21 protein-coding genes and 2 other annotated features are annotated in these 20,136 nt (G+C 36.4%); of the genes, 18 read left to right on the top strand and 3 right to left on the bottom strand.

Annotated features, from left to right (window positions below; genetic code table 11):
- Positions 1 to 268: 268 nt before the first annotated feature.
- The 9 genes from polA (at position 269) to M2M59_RS10760 (ending at position 11,783) form a co-directional block, all read left to right on the top strand.
- The gene (gene polA, locus M2M59_RS10800; protein ID WP_249774577.1) at positions 269 to 2,893 is read left to right on the top strand and encodes a DNA polymerase I; all 2,625 of its coding nucleotides are present in this window, start codon (positions 269 to 271) and stop codon (positions 2,891 to 2,893) included.
- A gap of 12 nt (positions 2,894 to 2,905) precedes the next feature.
- Entirely contained in the window at positions 2,906 to 3,778 is an 873-nt protein-coding gene (mutM, locus tag M2M59_RS10795; protein ID WP_249774576.1) for a bifunctional DNA-formamidopyrimidine glycosylase/DNA-(apurinic or apyrimidinic site) lyase, read from the top strand.
- Between the two features lie 15 nt (positions 3,779 to 3,793).
- Positions 3,794 to 4,387, top strand: a complete 594-nt coding sequence (coaE, locus tag M2M59_RS10790; protein ID WP_147196136.1) for a dephospho-CoA kinase — start codon at positions 3,794 to 3,796, stop codon at positions 4,385 to 4,387.
- 148 nt (positions 4,388 to 4,535) lie between these two features.
- Positions 4,536 to 5,558, top strand: a complete 1,023-nt coding sequence (locus tag M2M59_RS10785; protein WP_066788803.1) for a glyceraldehyde-3-phosphate dehydrogenase — start codon at positions 4,536 to 4,538, stop codon at positions 5,556 to 5,558.
- Between the two features lie 201 nt (positions 5,559 to 5,759).
- Positions 5,760 to 6,239 carry a transcriptional regulator NrdR gene (gene nrdR / locus M2M59_RS10780; RefSeq protein ID WP_066788799.1) on the top strand — a complete coding sequence of 160 codons (480 nt, stop codon included), beginning with the start codon at positions 5,760 to 5,762 and terminating at the stop codon, positions 6,237 to 6,239.
- Between the two features lie 21 nt (positions 6,240 to 6,260).
- Positions 6,261 to 8,063 carry a DnaD domain protein gene (locus M2M59_RS10775; protein WP_249774575.1) on the top strand — a complete coding sequence of 601 codons (1,803 nt, stop codon included), beginning with the start codon at positions 6,261 to 6,263 and terminating at the stop codon, positions 8,061 to 8,063.
- 1 nt (position 8,064) lies between these two features.
- Entirely contained in the window at positions 8,065 to 9,009 is a 945-nt protein-coding gene (gene dnaI / locus M2M59_RS10770; RefSeq protein WP_249774574.1) for a primosomal protein DnaI, read from the top strand.
- A 58-nt stretch (positions 9,010 to 9,067) separates the two neighbouring features.
- Positions 9,068 to 9,302, top strand: a binding site (T-box leader).
- A 98-nt stretch (positions 9,303 to 9,400) separates the two neighbouring features.
- Positions 9,401 to 11,323 carry a threonine--tRNA ligase gene (thrS, locus tag M2M59_RS10765; RefSeq protein ID WP_249774573.1) on the top strand — a complete coding sequence of 641 codons (1,923 nt, stop codon included), beginning with the start codon at positions 9,401 to 9,403 and terminating at the stop codon, positions 11,321 to 11,323.
- 241 nt (positions 11,324 to 11,564) lie between these two features.
- On the top strand, positions 11,565 to 11,783 hold the full coding sequence (locus tag M2M59_RS10760) for a hypothetical protein (RefSeq protein WP_147195958.1): 219 nt from the start codon (positions 11,565 to 11,567) through the stop codon (positions 11,781 to 11,783).
- Positions 11,784 to 12,184: 401 nt separating this feature from the next.
- Here M2M59_RS10760 and M2M59_RS10755 read toward each other — a convergent pair whose 3' ends face one another.
- Positions 12,185 to 12,532, bottom strand: coding sequence for a DUF2019 domain-containing protein (locus M2M59_RS10755; RefSeq protein ID WP_249774572.1), 348 nt, complete (start codon positions 12,530 to 12,532; stop codon positions 12,185 to 12,187).
- 115 nt (positions 12,533 to 12,647) lie between these two features.
- Between M2M59_RS10755 and M2M59_RS10750 the strand changes: the two genes are divergently transcribed.
- The 6 genes from M2M59_RS10750 to M2M59_RS10725 all read left to right on the top strand — a co-directional run bounded on the left by M2M59_RS10750 (position 12,648) and on the right by M2M59_RS10725 (position 16,484).
- Positions 12,648 to 13,112: a hypothetical protein gene (locus M2M59_RS10750; protein WP_249774571.1), complete on the top strand. Its 465-nt coding sequence runs from the start codon at positions 12,648 to 12,650 to the stop codon at positions 13,110 to 13,112.
- 396 nt (positions 13,113 to 13,508) lie between these two features.
- Entirely contained in the window at positions 13,509 to 13,856 is a 348-nt protein-coding gene (locus M2M59_RS10745) for a hypothetical protein (RefSeq protein ID WP_147195951.1), read from the top strand.
- Between the two features lie 67 nt (positions 13,857 to 13,923).
- A complete protein-coding gene (locus tag M2M59_RS10740; protein WP_249774570.1) occupies positions 13,924 to 14,907 on the top strand; it encodes a 3-oxoacyl-[acyl-carrier-protein] synthase III C-terminal domain-containing protein in 984 nt (327 codons plus the stop codon).
- A 188-nt stretch (positions 14,908 to 15,095) separates the two neighbouring features.
- Positions 15,096 to 15,458 (top strand): hypothetical protein, encoded by a 363-nt coding sequence (locus M2M59_RS10735; protein WP_249774569.1) that lies wholly within the window; start codon positions 15,096 to 15,098, stop codon positions 15,456 to 15,458.
- Positions 15,459 to 15,578: 120 nt separating this feature from the next.
- Positions 15,579 to 16,076, top strand: coding sequence for a barstar family protein (locus M2M59_RS10730; RefSeq protein WP_249774568.1), 498 nt, complete (start codon positions 15,579 to 15,581; stop codon positions 16,074 to 16,076).
- Between the two features lie 24 nt (positions 16,077 to 16,100).
- On the top strand, positions 16,101 to 16,484 hold the full coding sequence (locus tag M2M59_RS10725; RefSeq protein WP_249774567.1) for a hypothetical protein: 384 nt from the start codon (positions 16,101 to 16,103) through the stop codon (positions 16,482 to 16,484).
- Between the two features lie 77 nt (positions 16,485 to 16,561).
- On the opposite strand, the gene M2M59_RS10720 is transcribed toward M2M59_RS10725, so the two are convergent.
- On the bottom strand, positions 16,562 to 17,284 hold the full coding sequence (locus M2M59_RS10720; RefSeq protein ID WP_249774566.1) for an HAD-IIB family hydrolase: 723 nt from the start codon (positions 17,282 to 17,284) through the stop codon (positions 16,562 to 16,564).
- The gene (locus M2M59_RS10715) at positions 17,265 to 18,473 is read right to left on the bottom strand and encodes a glycosyltransferase (protein WP_249774565.1); all 1,209 of its coding nucleotides are present in this window, start codon (positions 18,471 to 18,473) and stop codon (positions 17,265 to 17,267) included. The genes M2M59_RS10720 and M2M59_RS10715 overlap by 20 nt, the downstream gene beginning before the upstream one ends.
- A gap of 197 nt (positions 18,474 to 18,670) precedes the next feature.
- Positions 18,671 to 18,813, top strand: a sequence feature (ribosomal protein L20 leader region).
- Positions 18,814 to 18,901: 88 nt separating this feature from the next.
- Here M2M59_RS10715 and infC point away from each other — a divergent pair.
- Genes infC through rplT form a run of 3 tightly spaced genes read left to right on the top strand, consistent with a single transcriptional unit; the run spans position 18,902 to position 20,043 of the window.
- On the top strand, positions 18,902 to 19,408 hold the full coding sequence (gene infC / locus M2M59_RS10710) for a translation initiation factor IF-3 (protein WP_066788772.1): 507 nt from the start codon (positions 18,902 to 18,904) through the stop codon (positions 19,406 to 19,408).
- A 32-nt stretch (positions 19,409 to 19,440) separates the two neighbouring features.
- Positions 19,441 to 19,641 carry a 50S ribosomal protein L35 gene (gene rpmI, locus M2M59_RS10705; RefSeq protein WP_066788770.1) on the top strand — a complete coding sequence of 67 codons (201 nt, stop codon included), beginning with the start codon at positions 19,441 to 19,443 and terminating at the stop codon, positions 19,639 to 19,641.
- Between the two features lie 42 nt (positions 19,642 to 19,683).
- The gene (gene rplT, locus M2M59_RS10700; protein WP_066788767.1) at positions 19,684 to 20,043 is read left to right on the top strand and encodes a 50S ribosomal protein L20; all 360 of its coding nucleotides are present in this window, start codon (positions 19,684 to 19,686) and stop codon (positions 20,041 to 20,043) included.
- The last annotated feature ends 93 nt before the right edge of the window (positions 20,044 to 20,136 follow it).

Here is a 20,136-nt window from a genome sequence, read left to right as displayed (position 1 = left end):
TTGCTCTTTTTAAATGAAGTATAAGGGTAAAGATTACTATCTATAAATGCGTGTGTGCCGCTTACTCTCGATTAGATTAAGTAATTTCCACTGAGTCATAAATAGGGTCTGCGTCTTTTTTTCTTTCCAGAAGCATGCATGGTAAAATATGAAGAAGAGCAAAGTGTATCTATCAAAGTGGGTTATCGACAGAATGAAGAAAAGCCTCAGTATATAATTTGTTGAATGATAACTATACGAAGAAAAACATATCTAGGAGAGTGCCAAAATGACAAAGGAAAAATTGCTGTTATTGGATGGAAATAGTCTGGCATACCGAGCATTTTTTGCGCTGCCGTTGTTAACGAACGACCAAGGTATTCATACCAATGCGGTGTATGGCTTTACCACCATGCTACAAAAGATTTTAGAAGAAGAAAAGCCAACAAAGATGCTAGTAGCATTTGATGCAGGGAAAACCACATTCCGCCACAGCACCTATTCAGAGTATAAAGGTGGGAGACAAAAAACGCCGCCGGAACTATCGGAGCAATTCCCTTATTTAAGGAAATTGCTAGATGCGTATCGTATTAAACAATATGAATTAGATCTCTATGAAGCAGATGATATCATCGGGACACTAAGTAAAGAAGCAGATGAGCAAAAACTCGAAGTGATTATTGTATCAGGTGACAAGGATTTAACGCAGCTCGCATCTGATAACACAACCGTGTATATTACACGCAAAGGAATTACAGATATCGAACATTACACACCAAGCCATATTGAAGAAAAGTATGGGCTAACACCTCATCAAATTATTGATATGAAAGGCTTAATGGGCGATTCATCCGATAATATTCCAGGAGTGCCAGGTGTCGGGGAAAAAACAGCCATCAAATTGCTTAAACAATACCCGACCATTGAAGAACTCTTTCAGCATATCGATGAAGTTAGTGGTGCCAAGCTGAAGGAAAAACTGGCAGCAAATGAAGAACAAGCAAAAATGAGTAAGGAGCTTGCAACCATCAATCGTCAAGCACCGATAGATATTAAGATTGAAGAGTTAAATTATGAAGGACCTGATGTCGATACGCTGTTCTCTTTATGGCAAGATCTATCCTTTAAGTCTCTGATTCAAAAGAGCGAATTTGAAACCGAGGAAAAGGAAATTGAAGCCATCGAACTGGATATCGTCGAAACAATAACAAAAGATCAATTGGCAAGTCCAATGGCGATTCATTTGGAACTTGAAAATGAGAGCTATCATACATGCAAACGTTTTGGTCTGGCCTTATCAAACGGAAACAAGACGTATTATATCCCATTTGAACAATTGCAAAATTCACCCGAGTTAATTGATTGGCTTCAGGATGAAAATCAGAAAAAATATGTTTTTGATTCCAAAGCGATACAATCAGCTCTTTATCGAAGCGATATCCATTTAAAAGGAGTAGAATTCGATTTAATACTGGCGGCTTATATCGTGAATCCAGCAATGTCTACAGATGATTTGGCAGCTGTAGCAAAAGAATTTGGTTATCGCGATGTCCAAACCAATGACATTATTTATGGTAAAGGTGCGAAGAAAGCGATCCCGAGCCAAGAAGTCATTGCAGAACATGCCAGCAGAAAAGCGAATGCTGTTTTCCACTTGCAGACAAAGCTTGAAGAACAATTAAAAGAGAATGAACAATTTGATTTATACCGAAATTTGGAATTGCCGCTCGCTTCGATTCTTAGTGAAATGGAAAGTGAAGGAATTACAGTAGATCGGGAACGACTTGTTGAGATGGGCCGAGAGCTTGCTGAAAAATTAAAGAGTATTGAAGAAGAAATATACCAAGCAGCTGGCGAAAAATTCAATATCAATTCACCTAAACAGTTGGGTGTTATTCTATTTGAAAAATTAGGCCTGCCGATAATTAAAAAGACCAAAACCGGCTATTCTACAGCTGCTGATGTGCTCGAAAAATTGGCACCGGAGCATGAGATTATCCAGCATATTTTAGAATACCGTCAACTAGGAAAGCTGCAATCCACTTATATTGAGGGCTTGTTAAAAGTGATTTTAGAAGATGGGAAAATCCATACACGCTATCAGCAAGCATTAACCTCTACTGGACGATTAAGCTCTATTGATCCTAATCTGCAAAATATCCCAGTGCGTTTGGAAGAGGGACGAAAAATCCGCCAAGCATTTGTGCCTTCTCATCCCGAATGGAAGCTATTTGCTGCCGATTATTCGCAAATTGAATTGAGAGTTCTCGCACATATGGCGAATGATGAAAATCTGAAAAGCGCTTTTGTGCATGATCAAGACATTCATACAAAAACGGCTATGACGGTATTCCATGTAGAAGCAGATGAAGTGACTTCCGATATGAGACGTGCCGCAAAAGCAGTAAACTTTGGGATTGTTTATGGTATTAGTGATTATGGGTTATCTCAAAACTTAAATATTACGCGAAAAGAAGCTGCAGACTTTATCGAACGCTATCTATCCAGTTTCCCAGGCGTTAAAAAATATATGGCAGAAAGTATTCAAGAAGCTAAAGAAAAAGGATTTGCAGCAACCATCTTAAATCGTCGCCGCTATCTACCTGATCTGCATAGTTCTAATTTTAATCTACGAAGCTTTGCAGAACGGACAGCAATGAATACACCAATCCAAGGCAGTGCAGCAGATATTATCAAAAAAGCGATGATAGATATGGCAAAAGCTTTAAAAGAGCATAACCTAAAAGCAAAAATGTTGTTACAGGTGCACGATGAATTGATTTTTGAAGCACCGAATGAAGAAATCGCCATACTAGAAAAATTAGTACCTGAAGTGATGGCGAATGCCATTAAACTCCAGGTGCCACTAAAAGCAGAATTCGCTTCAGGCGATACGTGGTATGAAACAAAGTAAGGAAGTGATAACATGCCTGAATTACCAGAAGTAGAAGGTGTTGTACGTTCGCTTCAACCTGTCGTGGCGGGAAAAACTATCCGTCACGTCGAGGTTTCAAATACGATCTGTACATCGATCAACAAAGGGAAGGCGTGTATTATAAAAGGAATGGACCCTGAGACCTTTTCTAACAGGTTGAAAGAGACAAAGATAATGGATGTTGAACGACGATCCAAATATATATATTTCTATTTGGAGGATGGGGCAGATGAAGCGATTCTCGTGAACCATTTAGGCATGACAGGCGCATGGTTTCATGTCCATTCGCTCAACGAAATCAAAGAAGAAAAGTTTCGTAAGCATATCCATGTCATATTGGCTTTTGAAGAAGATGAATTTCTTGTTTATGCGGATATTAGGCGGTTTGGGGAGTTAAGGCTCCTTGATTCGATTGCGGATTATCCACCTTTGCTTGAGATTGCTCCTGAACCATTTTCACCGGGGGCACTGGAATATTTCCTAATGAAATCTGCCTTGCCTAAATATGCGAATAAACCTGTGAAGGAAGTAATCATGGACAGTCATGTCGTAGCTGGATGTGGCAACATATATGCAACAGAAGCGCTTTTTCGCATGAAAATTCATCCGAACAGGAAAATGGCGCGCATTAGTGAAAAGCGGAAAAAAGACTTATTCGCACACATTGTCGCTATCTTACAAGAAAGTATAGAAGCAGGTGGTTCTAGTATATCAGACTATCGGAATATAAATGGAGAAGCAGGGAGCATGCAAAATCGTCTTCAAATGTACGGTAGGAAAGCGTGTCCAATATGTCATACTAATACAAAACAAATGGTAATCGCGGGCAGGAATTCGGTCTATTGTCCGCATTGCCAACATTAAAGGTGAGTGAGTAATTTGATTATCGGCTTAACTGGGAGCATTGCCAGCGGAAAAAGTACAGTAGCGAAAATGCTGGAGGAAGTAGGACTGCCGATTGTAGATGCAGATCTTGTAGCGCGCATCGTTGTGGAACCAGGTACCCCCACATTGGAGAAAATAAGCGAAGTGTTTGGCAAAGAAGTACTACTAGAAAACGGTGAATTAAACCGTGAAAAATTGGGAGAGATCATCTTCCATAATCCCGCTAAAAGGGTAGAGTTAAATTCGATTATGCATCCAGCAATACGGCAAGAAATGCTGAGACAACGCGATGAACTAACTGAGGCAGGGGAGCCACATATCGTAATGGATATTCCTTTATTGTTTGAAAGCCATCTGCAGCATTTTGTTGAAAAAATCCTTGTTGTCTCTGTGACAGAAGAGAACCAATTAACTCGCCTGATGGAGAGAAATCATTTGTCAAAGGAAGAAGCGTTAGCACGAATTGCTACGCAGCTGCCTCTCTCTGAAAAAGAAAAAGGTGCAGATGCAGTCATTTATAACAATCGTGACTTAGAGAATACACGTACACAATTGTTAGCTATTCTAAAAGAGTGGGACATTATTTAATCAAAGTATACAATTGTCTGAAAATATACTGAAAATATAAACTTTAAGCTATAAGCACTATAATAGGTTTTCCTTTCTGTTTAATGTGTTATACTATTTGTGAGATAAGTAATTAAGTATAACGCGCTAAACAGGGAGGATTTTTTTCATGACAGTTTCTATCGCTATTAATGGTTTTGGTCGTATCGGCCGTATGGTTTTCCGCCAAGCGATTTTGCAAGATGATCTTAATATTGTGGCAATTAATGCTAGCTATCCTGCTGAGACATTGGCTCATTTGGTGAAATATGATACAACACACGGTAAATTTGAAGGTGAAATCGAAGCCACTGAGAATGCTTTGATTGTTAACGGCAAACACGTACAACTTGTAAGCGACCGTAATCCAGCAAATTTACCTTGGAAAGAGTTGGGTGTTGATCTTGTCATTGAAGCAACAGGTAAATTCAATGAGCGTAGCAAAGCAGCTTTGCACCTTGAAGCAGGCGCAAAAAAAGTTATTTTAACAGCGCCGGGTAAAAATGAAGACATTACAGTAGTAATGGGTGTAAACGATGATAAACTTGATCTTGCAAAACATGATGTCATTTCTAATGCTAGCTGTACAACAAACTGTCTAGCGCCTGTCGCGAAAGTACTAAACGACACATTCGGAATTGAGAACGGATTAATGACGACTGTCCATTCTTATACGAATGACCAAAAAAATATAGACAATCCACATAAAGATTTGCGTCGTGCAAGAGCATGTGCTGAATCTATTATTCCTACATCTACAGGTGCCGCGAAAGCGCTAACACTTGTATTGCCGGAATTACAAGGGAAATTGCACGGTATGGCATTACGTGTTCCAACACCAAACGTATCACTTGTTGACCTTGTTGTAGATTTGAAACGTGATGTTACAGCTGAAGAAGTGAATGAAGCATTCCAACAAGCAACTGAAGGTTCGCTAAAAGGAATCCTTGAATTTACAATGGAGCCTCTTGTATCAAGCGACTTCAACAGCAATCCATCTTCTGCAATTATTGACGGTCTGTCTACGATGACAATTGGTGACAATAAAGTTAAGGTGCTTGCTTGGTATGATAATGAATGGGGTTATTCTGCGAGAGTAGTAGACTTAACGAAAAAAGTAGTCGCAGGTTTAAAAGAAACTGTAAATGTATAGAATTTAATGTCAGATAGCCTTCTAACCTACTACTAGGTTAGAAGGTTTTTTATTTAGTTATGACCTATAAGTACTCAAAAAGAGGCACATGCATTCTATTTATACTCTTGTTCCGTTTTTGGTACACTTTTTTCGGCTATTTCGCACATTTTTTGATATAATAGATAAACTAATATGTTGCGTAATCAGGAGAGAAAAATTATGAAATGTCCAGCTTGTCAATATAATGGAACAAAAGTGATCGATAGCCGGCCTGTTGATGATAATAAAGCGATACGCCGCCGAAGAGAATGTGAATCTTGCAGTTATCGCTTTACTACATTTGAAAAAGTAGAAGAAATGCCGCTGATTGTCATCAAAAAAGACGGCTCACGCGAAGAATTTAGCCGTGAGAAAGTATTGCGGGGGCTCATCCGTGCATGTGAAAAACGGCCAGTCGCTTTAAATGTGTTAGAGGAACTGGTTTTTAATATTGAACAATGTCTCCGTAGGATCGGCAATGCAGAAGTTCGTTCTGAGGATATTGGCGAGATGGTCATGGAGCGTCTCTCTAAAATAGATGAAGTTTCGTATGTCCGCTTTGCATCTGTTTACCGCCAATTTAAAGATATTAATGTGTTTATTGATGAATTAAGAGAGCTGATTGAAAGACAGTCAAAGGAAACCGAAAGTGGACACTAATCAAGGTGGAGATGTTGGCTAATGAACTTATTTAAAGAACTGCAACCAGTTGATCGCTTAACTATTCGTGTGCCTTTTCCCTTGTCCAGCTATGATCGAAAATTAATTACATTACTATATCAACCGTTGATCGGTGCAGAGCCGATCAGCCTTTATTTTTTATTATGGGCAGAAGGAGAGAATATAGAGGATTACTCCATGTCCCATTATCATTTAATGAATTCATTAGATTTGCCTATTGCGCGTATCTTTGAATCAAGGATTGCACTAGAAGCAATTGGTCTTTTACGCACATGGCGTAAAGGCGAGCAAGAAACACGTTCTTTTATATATGATGTCATGCCGCCGCTTGATGCCGCTGCTTTCTTTGATGACCCGCTTCTTTCCATGTTTTTGTTTAGCAAGATTGGCGAAACGGCTTACCGTAATTTGCGCCAGCGTTTTGTGACAAAAGGGTTATCGAACTTTGGATATCAAGAGGTGTCACGTTCATTCACGGATGTGTATCGTCCCGTTTCGCATAATATCCCATCAGATGGTATCCAATTGACAGGATTACAGGAAAAGCCGAAAGAGCTTCCGTTCCACTATGAAGAATTCGATTTTCAATTGCTGCGGACGAGTCTGTCTGAACAGCTTGTCCCTTCTTCCATTCTGACTGCAGAAATTAAAGCTACGATTGCAAAGTTGGCCTTTTTATATCATTTGACTCCATTTGATATGCAAAAAGTGATTCTTCTAGCATTAGATGACGGGATGAATTTAAGTGATCTACGATTGAAGAAAGAAGCAGCTGATTATTATAAACTCACCGTTTCAAAAGAGCCACCGTCCATGCAGCCGATTGCCCAAAAACAAGAAGTATTTGAGCATACGCCAATTATAGAAGAAGACTTAAATCCGATGGAAATGGAATTAATCCGATGGTTTGAATCTTCTTCACCCATCGATGTCCTAAAAGATGTAGCGGGCGGTAGAGAACCGTTCCCAAATGATATTCAATTAGTGGAAGACTTGGTAATGCAATATGAGATGTCAACGCCTGTTGTTAATGTACTCATACATTATGTTTTTCTGCGCAATCACGGAAAGTTGAACCGCAAATACATTGAGACCATTGCCTCTCATTGGCGACATACAGGTGTAAAAACAGCGCGGGAAGCAATGAAATTAGCGAGGGAATTTGAAGAACAAAAAAGCAATGACCCAAAACAACAGCTTCCTAGCGAAAAGAAAGATTATACAAAAGAATATAAAGTTCTCAAAGCAAGCGCAGGTGCATTTTATCATTTAGCTCATTTTGTAGACAAGGATTTTCAAAATCCTGCTGCTTTAAAAAAAGAGGCTATTACAATACTGGAGCAAGCCTCACCGAAGGAATTGCTAAGCATGCTTGTAAAAGGGAAAACGCCGTTTGAAAAGGATGTCAAGGTGGTAGAAGATTTCACAGCCAAATATGACGACATCAAGAAACCAGTTATGAATACATTAATTCATTATGCTTACTATGTCAGTAACGCTAATTTAAATAATTCTTTTCTTCAGTCTATCGCAACAAATTGGCGAAAGAATAATGTTCAAAGTGCTGAAGGGGCGTTCAAATTTGCGGAGGATTATCAGCTCCAAAAGAATCGAAAGCAATATACCCCGAAAAATCAAACATACAACCAAAAGCAAAATGTACCTGACTGGTACTATGAAAATAAAATGAAACAACAGCAGAAAAAAGAGGAAAACAAAGAAACAACTCATACCGATTATGATAAGAAACGGCAAGAAGTAATGAAAAAATTAGGATTGAAAGAAGGAGAGGTGGATTCATAACATGCAGCCGATTAACAGAGAACTGAAAAAAATGATGGATTCACAATTTCAATCACGCTATAACGAAATGCAAAAAGAAATCTTAGAAAATCAAAATGTTCAAAAGTTTCTCGCTGAAAACGATCAAGTTGCCAATAGGGAAATGGTCGAAAGAGGTTTAGGCAAGCTTTATGAATATGTCAATCAGCATCATGACTGTAGTGCTTGCGAATCTGTCGCTCTCTGTAAAAATGCGATCAATGGCTTCATTCCAAAGCTCACAGTCATTAGAGGGCAAATCGATCTTGAATACATTCCATGCCAAACTAAGAGGATGGAAGATAACCGTCGCAGGGCAGCTTCGATGATTTCTAGTATGCATATGCCTAAGGATGTATTGAAAGCTCGTATTGATGACTTGGATAAAAGCAATCCTTCTAAGGCGACAATCAGTGATGTAGCAGAACTGTTTATTCAAAAAGTACGCAAAACAGGTGAATTACCGAAGACAGGCTATTATATATATGGCAACTTTGGTGTTGGTAAATCATATGTGCTTGGCGCCATTGCCAATGAACTGGCAACCATGGAAATTAAAACAGTTATGGTATATGTCCCAGATTTTCTAAGTGAATTAAAGAGTGCTATTGGTGATCAAACGCTGTCAGAAAAAGTGGATTTCGTCAAAAAAGCACCCGTCTTAATGCTGGATGATATAGGGGCAGAGAACTTGTCTGCTTGGACGAGAGATGAAATTATTGGTACCATTCTTCAATATCGGATGAATGAGGGTTTGCCAGTCTTCATTACCTCCAATTATGACTATGATCAATTGGAGAAACATTTCGCGACAACACAAAAAGGGGAAGTAGATGTCATGAAAGCAGCTCGTATCATGGAGCGCGTCAAGGCACTTACTACAGACTTCGAGATGATTGGTGAAAACAGAAGGCTTTATCAAGATTAAATGATTTTACTTGATTTTCAAAAAGATTCAGTTTATAATTTCAAACATAATCTAAATATTAAATGCTTAGAAAAGGACAACAATTGTCTGTACGGCTTAAAGAGAGAGAAGCAACTGGTGAGAGCTTCTTAGTAACGGCATTCAATTTACCCCCTTGGAGCAGCGTCAGTGAAAGAGAACAGTAATTGTCGCCGGAAGCGGTCCGTTAACCGATCTTGAGCTTCGTCTATACAAGGATTTTCTTGTGTAGAAGGAAGAAGGGTGGAACCACGAGCACAAACCTCGTCCCTTTGCGGATGAGGTTTTTTTGTGTATTTAAAAACAAATGGACAAAAAATCTCCTAAGCTTGTGGCCTAGAGCTCTTGAAAAAACAAAAAGGAGAGATGAAAAATGATTAAATTAACATTCCCAGATGGCTCAGTAAAAGAGTTTGAAAAAGGCATTACAACAGATGAAGTTGCATTATCTATCAGTCCAGGACTACGCAAAAAAGCAATCGCCGGCAAATTCAATGGTGCTTTAGTAGACACAAAAACACCACTTGAAAGTGATGGTACTATTGCTATCTTAACACCGAATGATGAAGAATCATTAGAAGTTATGCGTCATTCAACTGCACATTTACTTGCACAAGCTGTAAAACGTTTATTCGATGGCGTGAAACTTGGTGTTGGACCAGTCATTGAAGGTGGCTTCTACTATGATATCGATTCACCTGAACCAATCACTTCAGACGATTTCCCGCGCATTGAAAAAGAAATGAAAAAAATCATTTCAGAGAATCTTGAAATCGTTCGTCACGACGTATCACGTGCAGAAGCGCAAAAACGCTTTGCAGATGATGAATACAAAGTGGAACTTCTTGAAGCTATTCCTGAAGATGAACAAGTATCAATCTACGAACAAGGCGAATTCTTCGACCTTTGCCGTGGTGTCCATGTACCTTCAACAGGAAAAATTAAAGAATTCAAGCTGCTTTCTATCGCTGGTGCTTATTGGAGAGGAAACTCCGACAACAAAATGCTTCAACGTATTTACGGTACTGCTTTCTTTAACAAGGAAGATTTAAAAGCACACCTACAAATGTTAGAAGAAGCAAAGGAACGTGACCACCGTAGAATTGGGAAAGAGCTTGAATTATTCACTAACAACAAATTAGTAGGCATGGGCCTTCCATTATGGTTGCCAAATGGTGCGACAATCCGTCGTACAATCGAACGCTATATCGTTGATAAAGAAGTCTCTCTTGGCTACAAACATGTTTACACACCAGTTCTTGGCTCAAAAGACTTGTATGTAACTTCAGGCCACTGGGATCATTACCAAGAAGATATGTTCCCGCCAATGGAGATGGATAACGAAACACTAGTGCTACGTCCAATGAACTGTCCGCACCATATGATGGTGTACAAATCATCTATGCATTCATACCGAGACCTTCCGCTACGTATTGCAGAGCTTGGTACTATGCACCGTTACGAAATGAGTGGCGCTGTATCTGGCCTTCAACGTGTCCGCGGCATGACTCTAAACGATGCACACTTATTCGTTCGTCCAGATCAAATCAAAGAAGAATTCAAAAAAGTAGTGGAACTTATCTTAGCTGTATATAAAGATTTCAACTTGGATGACTACGAATTCCGTCTGTCTTATAGAGACCCACAAGATACTGAAAAGTACTTTGATGATGATGAAATGTGGAATAAAGCGCAAAGCATGTTGAAAGAAGCAATGGATGAATTAGAATTGGATTACTATGAAGCTGAAGGGGAAGCGGCATTCTATGGCCCTAAACTAGATGTTCAAGTAAAAACTGCTATCGGCAAACAAGAAACATTGTCCACTGTACAGCTTGACTTCTTATTGCCAGAACGCTTCGACCTGAACTATGTAGGAGAAGACGGCAAACAACATCGTCCTGTTGTTATTCACCGCGGTGTCGTATCAACAATGGAACGCTTTGTTGCATTCTTGATCGAAGAATATAAAGGTGCATTCCCAACTTGGTTAGCACCAGTGCAAGTTCAAGTGATCCCTGTTTCCAACGATGTGCACTTCGATTATGCGAAGAGCGTACAAGAAAAACTTCAAGCAAAAGGCTTGCGTGTGGAAATGGATTACCGAGACGAAAAACTGGGTTACAAAATCCGTGAATCACAAATGAAAAAGATTCCGTACATGCTTGTACTAGGAGACAAAGAAATGGCTGATGGCAGCGTCAATGTCCGCAAGTATGGCTCTAAGGATTCTGAAACTGTTCCATTTGATGAATTCCTAAACAAAATTTTAGAAGACGTACAACATTTGGGCTAGATGTATCAAAAGCGGCTTTTCGTTTATTAGACGAAAAGCCGCTTTTTGATTTCAAATAAATTTAGATAATTATTCTTAAGTAGTTTATTTTTATTTAAAAGTAAGTTACTATTTTTTTAGGCTATTTTATTAAAATTTTACTTTAAGAATTCAATCTCAAGAAGGTATCTTGCTGCTCTTCTTATGTCATCTATAAAGTATGGAGAATATTTATAGTTGATGGCAAAAGGAGGGATATAAAGTGCACATATTAATTGGTATTTTATTAGAATTGATAGTAGCAGTAAGTTTAATTTGGCTAATCAATTTGTTAATAAAAGATTATAAAGAGAGTAAATCGAGTTTACCTAAAACCATTATTTCGATAATACTTGAGGTTACTTTAGGGGTTCCTGGTTTTTATGTTACATTTGTGATCGCTTGTTTTCTATTTGGAATTATTCTTTTGTTTTATTATTAAACTCTAAGATTTATATGTGAATTTTAAATTATTCATTATGAGACAAATAAATTTAGGAATTTAGGGGACAACAAAGGTTAAAAGGGGACTTATATATTGAATTACTTTAAACTTTTTATCTTTATTTTTATATTTATATTTTCTGCTTTTTATTTGCAAGCTATTTGGGATATGCAAAAGGATTTAAGTATTAGTACGATCATTTTATCAATCGTATGTATTTATTACTCGATAGTAATGGCATCTAGATTAATGGAAACAACAAAAATTTTCGTATTACCTATCTTCGTAATCATTAGTCACTTTATTACAAATGGGATTTTAAAGATGGATCATCTTATTAAATAATATATAAAAAACGTAAAATTCAAAGGACTACTAACAAAAATCTTTTGAATTTTTTATTTAAGATAGTCTTTTAAATTTCCTTCATCCCATTCGCTAAGTAATATTTCCGTACTAAAACCAAACAGATCAGGTTTCCTCGCTAAAGGTTTTAATACCTCTTTTGCTTTTTCCTCATTTACTGATAGAAAGTGAATAGCAGACTTGAACTTTACATAATCATTTGGATGATCAAGTAACTTCTCTAACTCATTAGTGTCTATTCTTTTTAGTTCTTTAAAGTTTTTGAAACATATATCATATAATCTATTTGTTTTCCTAGGTTTTTCAACAACTTCAAATGCAGAATTTCCATAATCAATAGCAGATTTAATACACTTTTCTATCAAGAGATTTATATTCATAGAACACTCCATTGATTAGGAATAAATTTTACTTTTAATATTAAATATAATACCGGTTGAATTCAAGTTTATCTATAGAGGTTATTAAACTTTTAGCAAAAAGGAGAGATAAGGAATGATTTATCAGAGAAGAGATTTGGAATTGTTAGAGGACCGGTATGAAAATGAATTTGTACTTTCTGTCCTAACAAATGAAGAACCAAGAGAACTAAATCATATGTTAGAAGCAAAACCAGAAACCATTTTTAAAGATTATTGGGAGAAACAATATAGTTTTGTAATTTTATTTTCTAATTTCATGTTAGCAAAATTAGGCCTAGAATATCTACTTCTTAAAAAGAACAACTCATTTTCTTTAATAAGTATCTCAAGAAAAAATAACTTTAATAAAATCCTAAGCATTCTTAGGGAATATGAATATGTGAATGGATTTTGTTTTTTCATGATTAAATCATTAGACGGTTTAAATTTCGAGTTAGCAATAGATAGTCAGGAAAGAGTAAAAGTAACTCAGTTATCAAATAATGAAATTGTTATTTTTCAGTTTGATGTAGAAGAAGTAATTTTAATTAAGTATTAAATTCTTTGAGGTCCTAAAGTTAGTGAATTATTTATTCAGATGAAACATAACTATAGAGAGCTATAATAATAAACAAAAGAAAAGAAGCAAAGTAAGATTTATAGTATGTAAAGGTGAGTTAAAGCTCTTAATTCCAACTATATCTAAGTCAACGCTTCTGTTAAATGCTAGTAGAAAATTATTATGTTAGATGTCTTTGTAGGTATAAAGTATACTTAATTTAAAAATATACAGAGACAATTTTATGTGAAAAATATGTGAAAAATACGTCTTTATATCCTCTTTTATCAAAAATGATTTTGCAACTTTATTATTAGTTTGTTAAAATGTTCTAGGGAAAAGGTAAAAACACCATATTTTCTTAAATATTTATATTAAAAGGGGAAAAGTAAGACTATGTCAGTATCCACTTATAAAATCACAAAAAATATTTCAGCTAAAAAAGTAGAAGTAACTGTGGGAGAACAAATGTCAATCCCAGAAGCACAACGTTTTGCTACCGAATTTCAACAAACAGTTGCTTCTGTTGATGCAAGTAATTTTGAGCTGGATGTAGATTGCACAGGCATGAAAGTCCTGAATCAAGAAATGGCTGAATCATTAGAAGGCGCTATGGGACTCTATCTTCAAGCAGGATTCAAAAAAGTTATCTTTGTAGTGCAAAATAACACAATATTAAAAATGCAATTATCACGTATTGCCCGTAAAGCGGGATTAACAAATGCTGATGTTATCAACAAATAAATAAAAACTGAAAAGGTTATAGTAATTTACTATAGCCTTTTTGAACATCAAAGGAGAATTTTGCAGCATGAATAATATTAAAATTAAAGATGTGGCTATTTTTCATCCTCAAAATAGTGTAGATAATGATTATTATACTGAACATTTTGATAAACAAGGTAAAGATGTTCGGGGTCTTTTAAAAGCAATGGGAAGAGAACGTCGATATATAAACGATGATCCAAATGAAACGCCCTTAACAATGGGAATTAAAGCGGTGAATGCTGTTTTAGAAAAAACAAAGCTTACTGCAAAAGATTTGGATATGATTATTTTTACCTCACAAACGCCAGAAACTACTTTACCTTCAAATGCTATTCGATTATTTGATGCTATTAAACCGAAAGCAGAAACAATTGTATACGATTTGAATGCGAATTGTGCAGGTATGACGGTAGCACTAGAACAAGTCAGTCATTATATGAAGTCTAATACTTCGTTACAGTATGCATTAATTGTCGGAGCGGATTATTGGTCCTTAATTAGTGACCCTGAAGATCCACTATGTTATACATGCTTCGCCGATGGTGCTGCGGCTATGATTATAGAAAGAACAACAGAAGATGTTGGTTTTATTGATTCTACATATCATGTAAATACAGTTTTTGCTGAGAAAATGATGTATCCAGCAGAAGGATTAACAAAGGGGATTAGGGAAACAGGTGACTTAAAGTATGCTAGAACCATTCCTTTTGATGGTGGCATAGTTTTAGATGCGACCTATGGCATGCTTGAGACCCTATTTAAAAGGAATAACGTAAATCCTAGTGAAGTAAAATACTGTTTTTCACAATTTGCATTAAGTAACATTAAGAAAATTAAAGAGCATTTTAGCTTAACTGATGAACAAGTGGTATACGTAGGGGATGAGTTTGGCTATACAGGTACAAGTAGTCCCTTTATAGCTTTACACGAAGGGGTAAAGTCTGGCCAAATAAAGCGAAATGATTATGTGATTTTCTGGACAATTGGTGCAGGGTTTGAACTCGTGGCAACACTTATAAAATATTAAACGTGTATATCTTACATTTATGTTAAGAATTTAAACGACAAAAGTAGACCTTAAGCTCTTATAGAGTTTAAGGTCTTTTATAGTATTATTAATAATAATGTGTATGTATGTAAATAAGAGTAAAATAGATTTAGATATTTCGAAAACGCCAATTTGTAGTATTTAAAAATATATTAAAGAGGTGATGTATGAAAATTTTAGAAAATATTATAATTCCTTTGTTTCTTAGTATTTTGCTAGTATACGATTTCTTTCCTAGTTTGCAAAACATCTTCTATATACCAAGATCACTTTTAATTGCCTTGATGTTAATTGCTATAGTTTTATTCGCTATTATAAATTATACCAACAAAAATAAAGAGAAGACCTCTGTGAAATTTAAGGTATTCATTACTGTTTATTTACTAGCGCTTACAGCTTTATTAACTGCACTAGGAGGCCATTCTTTATCAGGGATTTCTATAAAAAACCCTCTTATTTGGTTGATAGCAATTGTTACAGTTCTAGAAGGCTTTAAAACTAAAAAACAGCAAAATAATATTTTGGATTAGTTAATACAATAAGACACTGGAGTACTTCATCTTATCTTCCATTAACATGGAACTAATTATTTCTTATTTATTGTCAAGGCAATAAAAAACTAGAGTGATACAAATTATTAGGAGAAAAACATGAATACAATTGATTTTGAAAATATTGAAGTACTTTTTCATATGACATATGAAAAGAAATTATTTAAAAATTTATATGAACATACAATAGAATCTTACAAAAACAGTGAGAATTTTACTTCTTTAATAGAGGGAGAGAAATGTAAAAGTTTGAGGCGCTTTTATAAAGAATTTGCGAAAAAACTTGAATTCCCCCCTTACTTCAACAATAATTGGGATTCTCTTGATGAATGTCTTAATGATTTAGAATGGCTAAATAGCAAACAATACGTGTTGTTTTTCCAAGATTTCCACTTACTATTAAGTAAAAATGATAAAATACAAAAAAGAATTTTTATGGGTTTATTAGGTTCATCGGTTAAAGAGTGGAGAGAAGGAAGGAATTATGATTCGTTTCCTACTTTACCTAGTCCTTTCCATATTGTTATTCATGGGAATGATGCTGTATTGAATGAACTAAAATCCAATAAGGGAATAAATGGAATTCATTTATTCTAATTACAAATATAAAAGAGGTTAAGTATGGGGTATAAAAAAACTGTTTATCTTGCATTTTTCTTTTCAGAAATAAAATGTCATAGTAAAGCCATTTCAACTCTGAAAAACGGTTTGGATACATTGACTGATAAAAGAGAGAGATCAAGCGTTATGATTAATATAGGGATGGAGTTAACAAAAATTAAGAAGTATAAAGAGGCAGTTAAATACTTTCATAAAGGATTATCAATGGTAGAAAATGAAGTTTTAGAATACCATCCAACCTTTATATATATCCTTAAAGTTATCCATGATTATGAAGAAAATGGACTTTATCAAAAATGGTACTATAATTTTATTAATCGTGTATCCTATGATAAAAAATTTAAACGAATTATAAAAAAATGTGATGAACCAGTACCTAGATAAACTAATTCTAAATTAACTTGGTATCATTAGAAGACAATATAAAACGGCTTTCGTGTATTCGAACGAAAGCCGCTTTCTTATTTCTTCACAAGTGAATAAAAATGTTCCCAACCTTCTAATATACCTGCAGCAAATTCATGTTCTGCAAAGTGAATGTTTGGATAACCGCGTAGTTTTTCGAGTTCAGGCTGATGGTTAGCAACGACGACAGCTGGAAATCCTTGAGTTAGCATATCTTCGTCATTTCCTGAATCACCTGCTGCAAGTACTCTTGCTGTTCCGGATGCATATTGTTCTATTACATATTGCAGAGCAGAGCCTTTATTAGCTCCTTCTGGCAATATATCAAAGTCTTTCCCTGAACTATATATGCAATGGCAAGGGGTCTCTGCATTTTTTAATTGCAGTATAGCTGCTTCTACTATATTTTCATCTTGAATGGTGTAGGATAGGCGATTTTCATTAGGTACAGGATGTTTTGCAATTGAAGGAAGGAAGGTCATGATGAATTTGATATGTTCCGGCTGCCAGTGTGCCTGTGTTTTCTGTTTCCAGCCAATATCTTGTTGGAAATCAGGCCCTGTGTAGATGGTAGCCCCAGCATCGCAAACCAAAATATCCGGCAGGGGAATCCCATGTGCTTCTAACAATTGTAGTGTAGATTGTTTGTGCCTACCTGTAATAAAAATAGTAGAGAATGTTCCTTCTATTGTACGAAGCAGTGTACGAAGAGCTTCTTCGTCACCAACTAATGTATTATCTAAATCAGTTGCAATAATGTTATTTTTGAATGCATTCATGTTGTAACTCCTTATAGATAGTGCTGATTTGGCCAGCAATTTCGCACCAGTCAAATTGCTTTTCAGCATTTGTTTTAGCATTATACCCAAGCACTTTATTTAATGCTTCATTGTTTAAGAGGATATTCATCGCCTCAGCGAATTTTTCAGCATCGCCTCTCGCTACATGAAGACCAGTGCGTCTAGGGAGAACGACATCTTGCAATCCGCCAACTTTAGAAGCAATAACTGGGCAACCGCATGCTTGTGCTTCAGCTGCCACCATGCCGAATGATTCGTAGAATGATGGAACAATAGTTGCAATGGCATTGCGATAATAATCGGCAAGTTCTTTTTCTGTTTTTGGCCCTAAGAATAGGATACGATCTTCAAATCCTTTAATTGCCTCGCGTAAATCTTTGTTTTTAGGATCGTTTGTCATGTGATCGATGGCATTTTTACTCCCACCTATGACAAATAATTTAATATCATCTGGCACTTGATGGTTCTGTAATAATAATTTGAAGGCTTCAAGTAAGACATAAATGCCCTTTGGTTTTTCCAAACGGCCGACATATAAGTAGTATGGATCCTGATGAAGATTAAGCGGGGTCTCAATATACCTTGCAGAAACGCCAATGGAAACCACTTTGATAGGAGCAGGGGATGGAACTGTGCTCTCCATCAACTCTTTTTCATTTTGAGTGGTAGCAATAATTTCATCAGCTTCTGTAAGCACCTTGTTCTCCATTTGAAGACGAATTTGACTTGCTTCGCCAATACCATTTTTCTTAGCTATGCCGAGTGAATGATTAGTGTGCACCCATGGTATGTTAAATTCGTTCTTGAGCATGCTGCCTAAAATACCTGACATCCAGTAATGCGTGTGTACGAGTGAGTATTCTTCTATATGAATAAGCTGTAGCATCTCTTTATAAAAAGCAGGCAGTAAGTCAAAGATCTTTTCTTTTTCAATGGCTCCTATATGACCTGCAGCAATGCGTATTACGCGATTATTCTTTCCGAAGTGTTCTATTTGAGGCGACTGTGCATTTGACCAATGTGTAATCACATCTACTTCATAATCTTTTTCTTCTAAAGCCAGCGCCAGTTGTTTTACATAGTTGTTTTGCCCGCCTGCTTGTTTACTACCAAGTGGAACAAGCGGATCACCATGTTCTGAAATAAATAATATTTTTTGTTTCAACATTTTTCTCTCCCCCACTAAAGTAATTAATAAAATTTCTGAAAACCTAGCATATGTTGTTCTATAGCCTTTTAGACTGGAATTGAAACATTGCGAAGTAAGATAGCGAGAGTTTGTGTCGAGTAAAAGAAGATTTGTATTATTAATTGACAGTGTTTTGCGAGCATGTTATTATAGTTAAGGTTATGAATACAAGTTTGTGGTTGAAGTAGAGGCTGCCCGCTTCTCACCTGTTCGATTTTTGATGTTGACAGGTACTATGATAGAACGGATCACGCATTTTCGCGTGTACATATATCTCGCGGGCGGACATTTCGACTAATGTCCGCCTTTTTTTGTGGACATCGAAAGTACCGTACCGATCATCGGGCAACTAGCCCAAACCATGTATTCGCGACACTACTTGGAGGTGGATTGTTATTAGCAAAGACATGTATGTAAACGAAGGCATTCGCGCACGTGAACTTCGTGTAATCGACCATAATGGTGATCAGCTTGGAGTAAAAACACGCAATGAAGCCTTGACAATTGCAGAACGTGCAAATTTGGATCTTGTCCTTGTGGCTCCTCAAGCCAAGCCACCAGTAGCTCGTATCATGGATTATGGTAAATTCAAATTCGAGCAACAAAAGAAAGATCGCGAAGTACGCAAAAACCAAAAAGTCATCGTGATGAAAGAAGTAAGATTAAGTCCTACAATCGATGAACACGATTTCCAAACAAAATTGCGTAACGGAATTAAGTTCCTTGAAAAAGGGGACAAAGTAAAAGCTTCTATCCGCTTTAAAGGCCGTGCAATTACGCACAAAGAAATTGGCCAAAAAGTATTAGATCGCTTTGCAGAAGCTTGTGCCGACGTTGCAACGGTTGAACAAAAACCGAAAATGGAAGGCAGAAGTATGTTCTTAGTGCTTCAACCTAAGAACGAGAAAAAATAAGTTTTAGTCGAACAGTTTAGGAGGAATTCGAAATGCCAAAAATGAAAACTCACCGTGGCGCAGCTAAACGTTTCAAAAAAACGGGTACTGGTAAATTAAAATATGACCGTGCTTACGGCAGCCACTTATTCGCAAACAAATCTACAAAAGCTAAACGTCACCTACGTAAAGCTAACATCGTGTCACCTGGTGACTACAAACGCATTAAATCTTTACTTACAAACATTAAATAATAATATAATATATTCAGTAATGAATAGCAGGAGGTAATTTGTATGCCACGCGTAAAAGGCGGTACTGTAACACGCGCTCGTCGTAAAAAAGTTTTAAAATTAGCTAAAGGTTACTTTGGCTCTAAACATACATTATATAAAGTTGCTAACCAAGCAGTAATGAAATCTGGTCAATATGCTTATCGTGACCGTCGTCAAAAGAAACGTGATTTCCGTAAACTATGGATCACACGTATCAATGCTGCTGCTCGCATCAACGGTCTTTCTTACAGCCGTTTAATGCACGGTTTAAAAGTAGCTGAAATCGAAGTTAACCGCAAAATGTTAGCTGATCTTGCTGTAAACGATGCAGCTGCATTCGCTCAATTAGCAGACGCTGCTAAAAAAGCTGTTGCAAAATAATTATAAAAAAAGCCTATGATTAACTTCATAGGTTTTTTTGTGCTTTTTTTGATAATAAAAAACCTTCGTTCTTGAATAAACGAAAGGTTTTTT

The sequence above is a fragment of the Rummeliibacillus sp. G93 genome, assembly GCF_023515935.1.
In the GTDB taxonomy this organism is placed as follows: Bacteria; Bacillota; Bacilli; order Bacillales_A; family Planococcaceae; genus Rummeliibacillus; species Rummeliibacillus stabekisii.
Note: the sequence above shows the minus strand (reverse complement) of the source record. Positions and strands in the feature narration are given on the sequence as shown.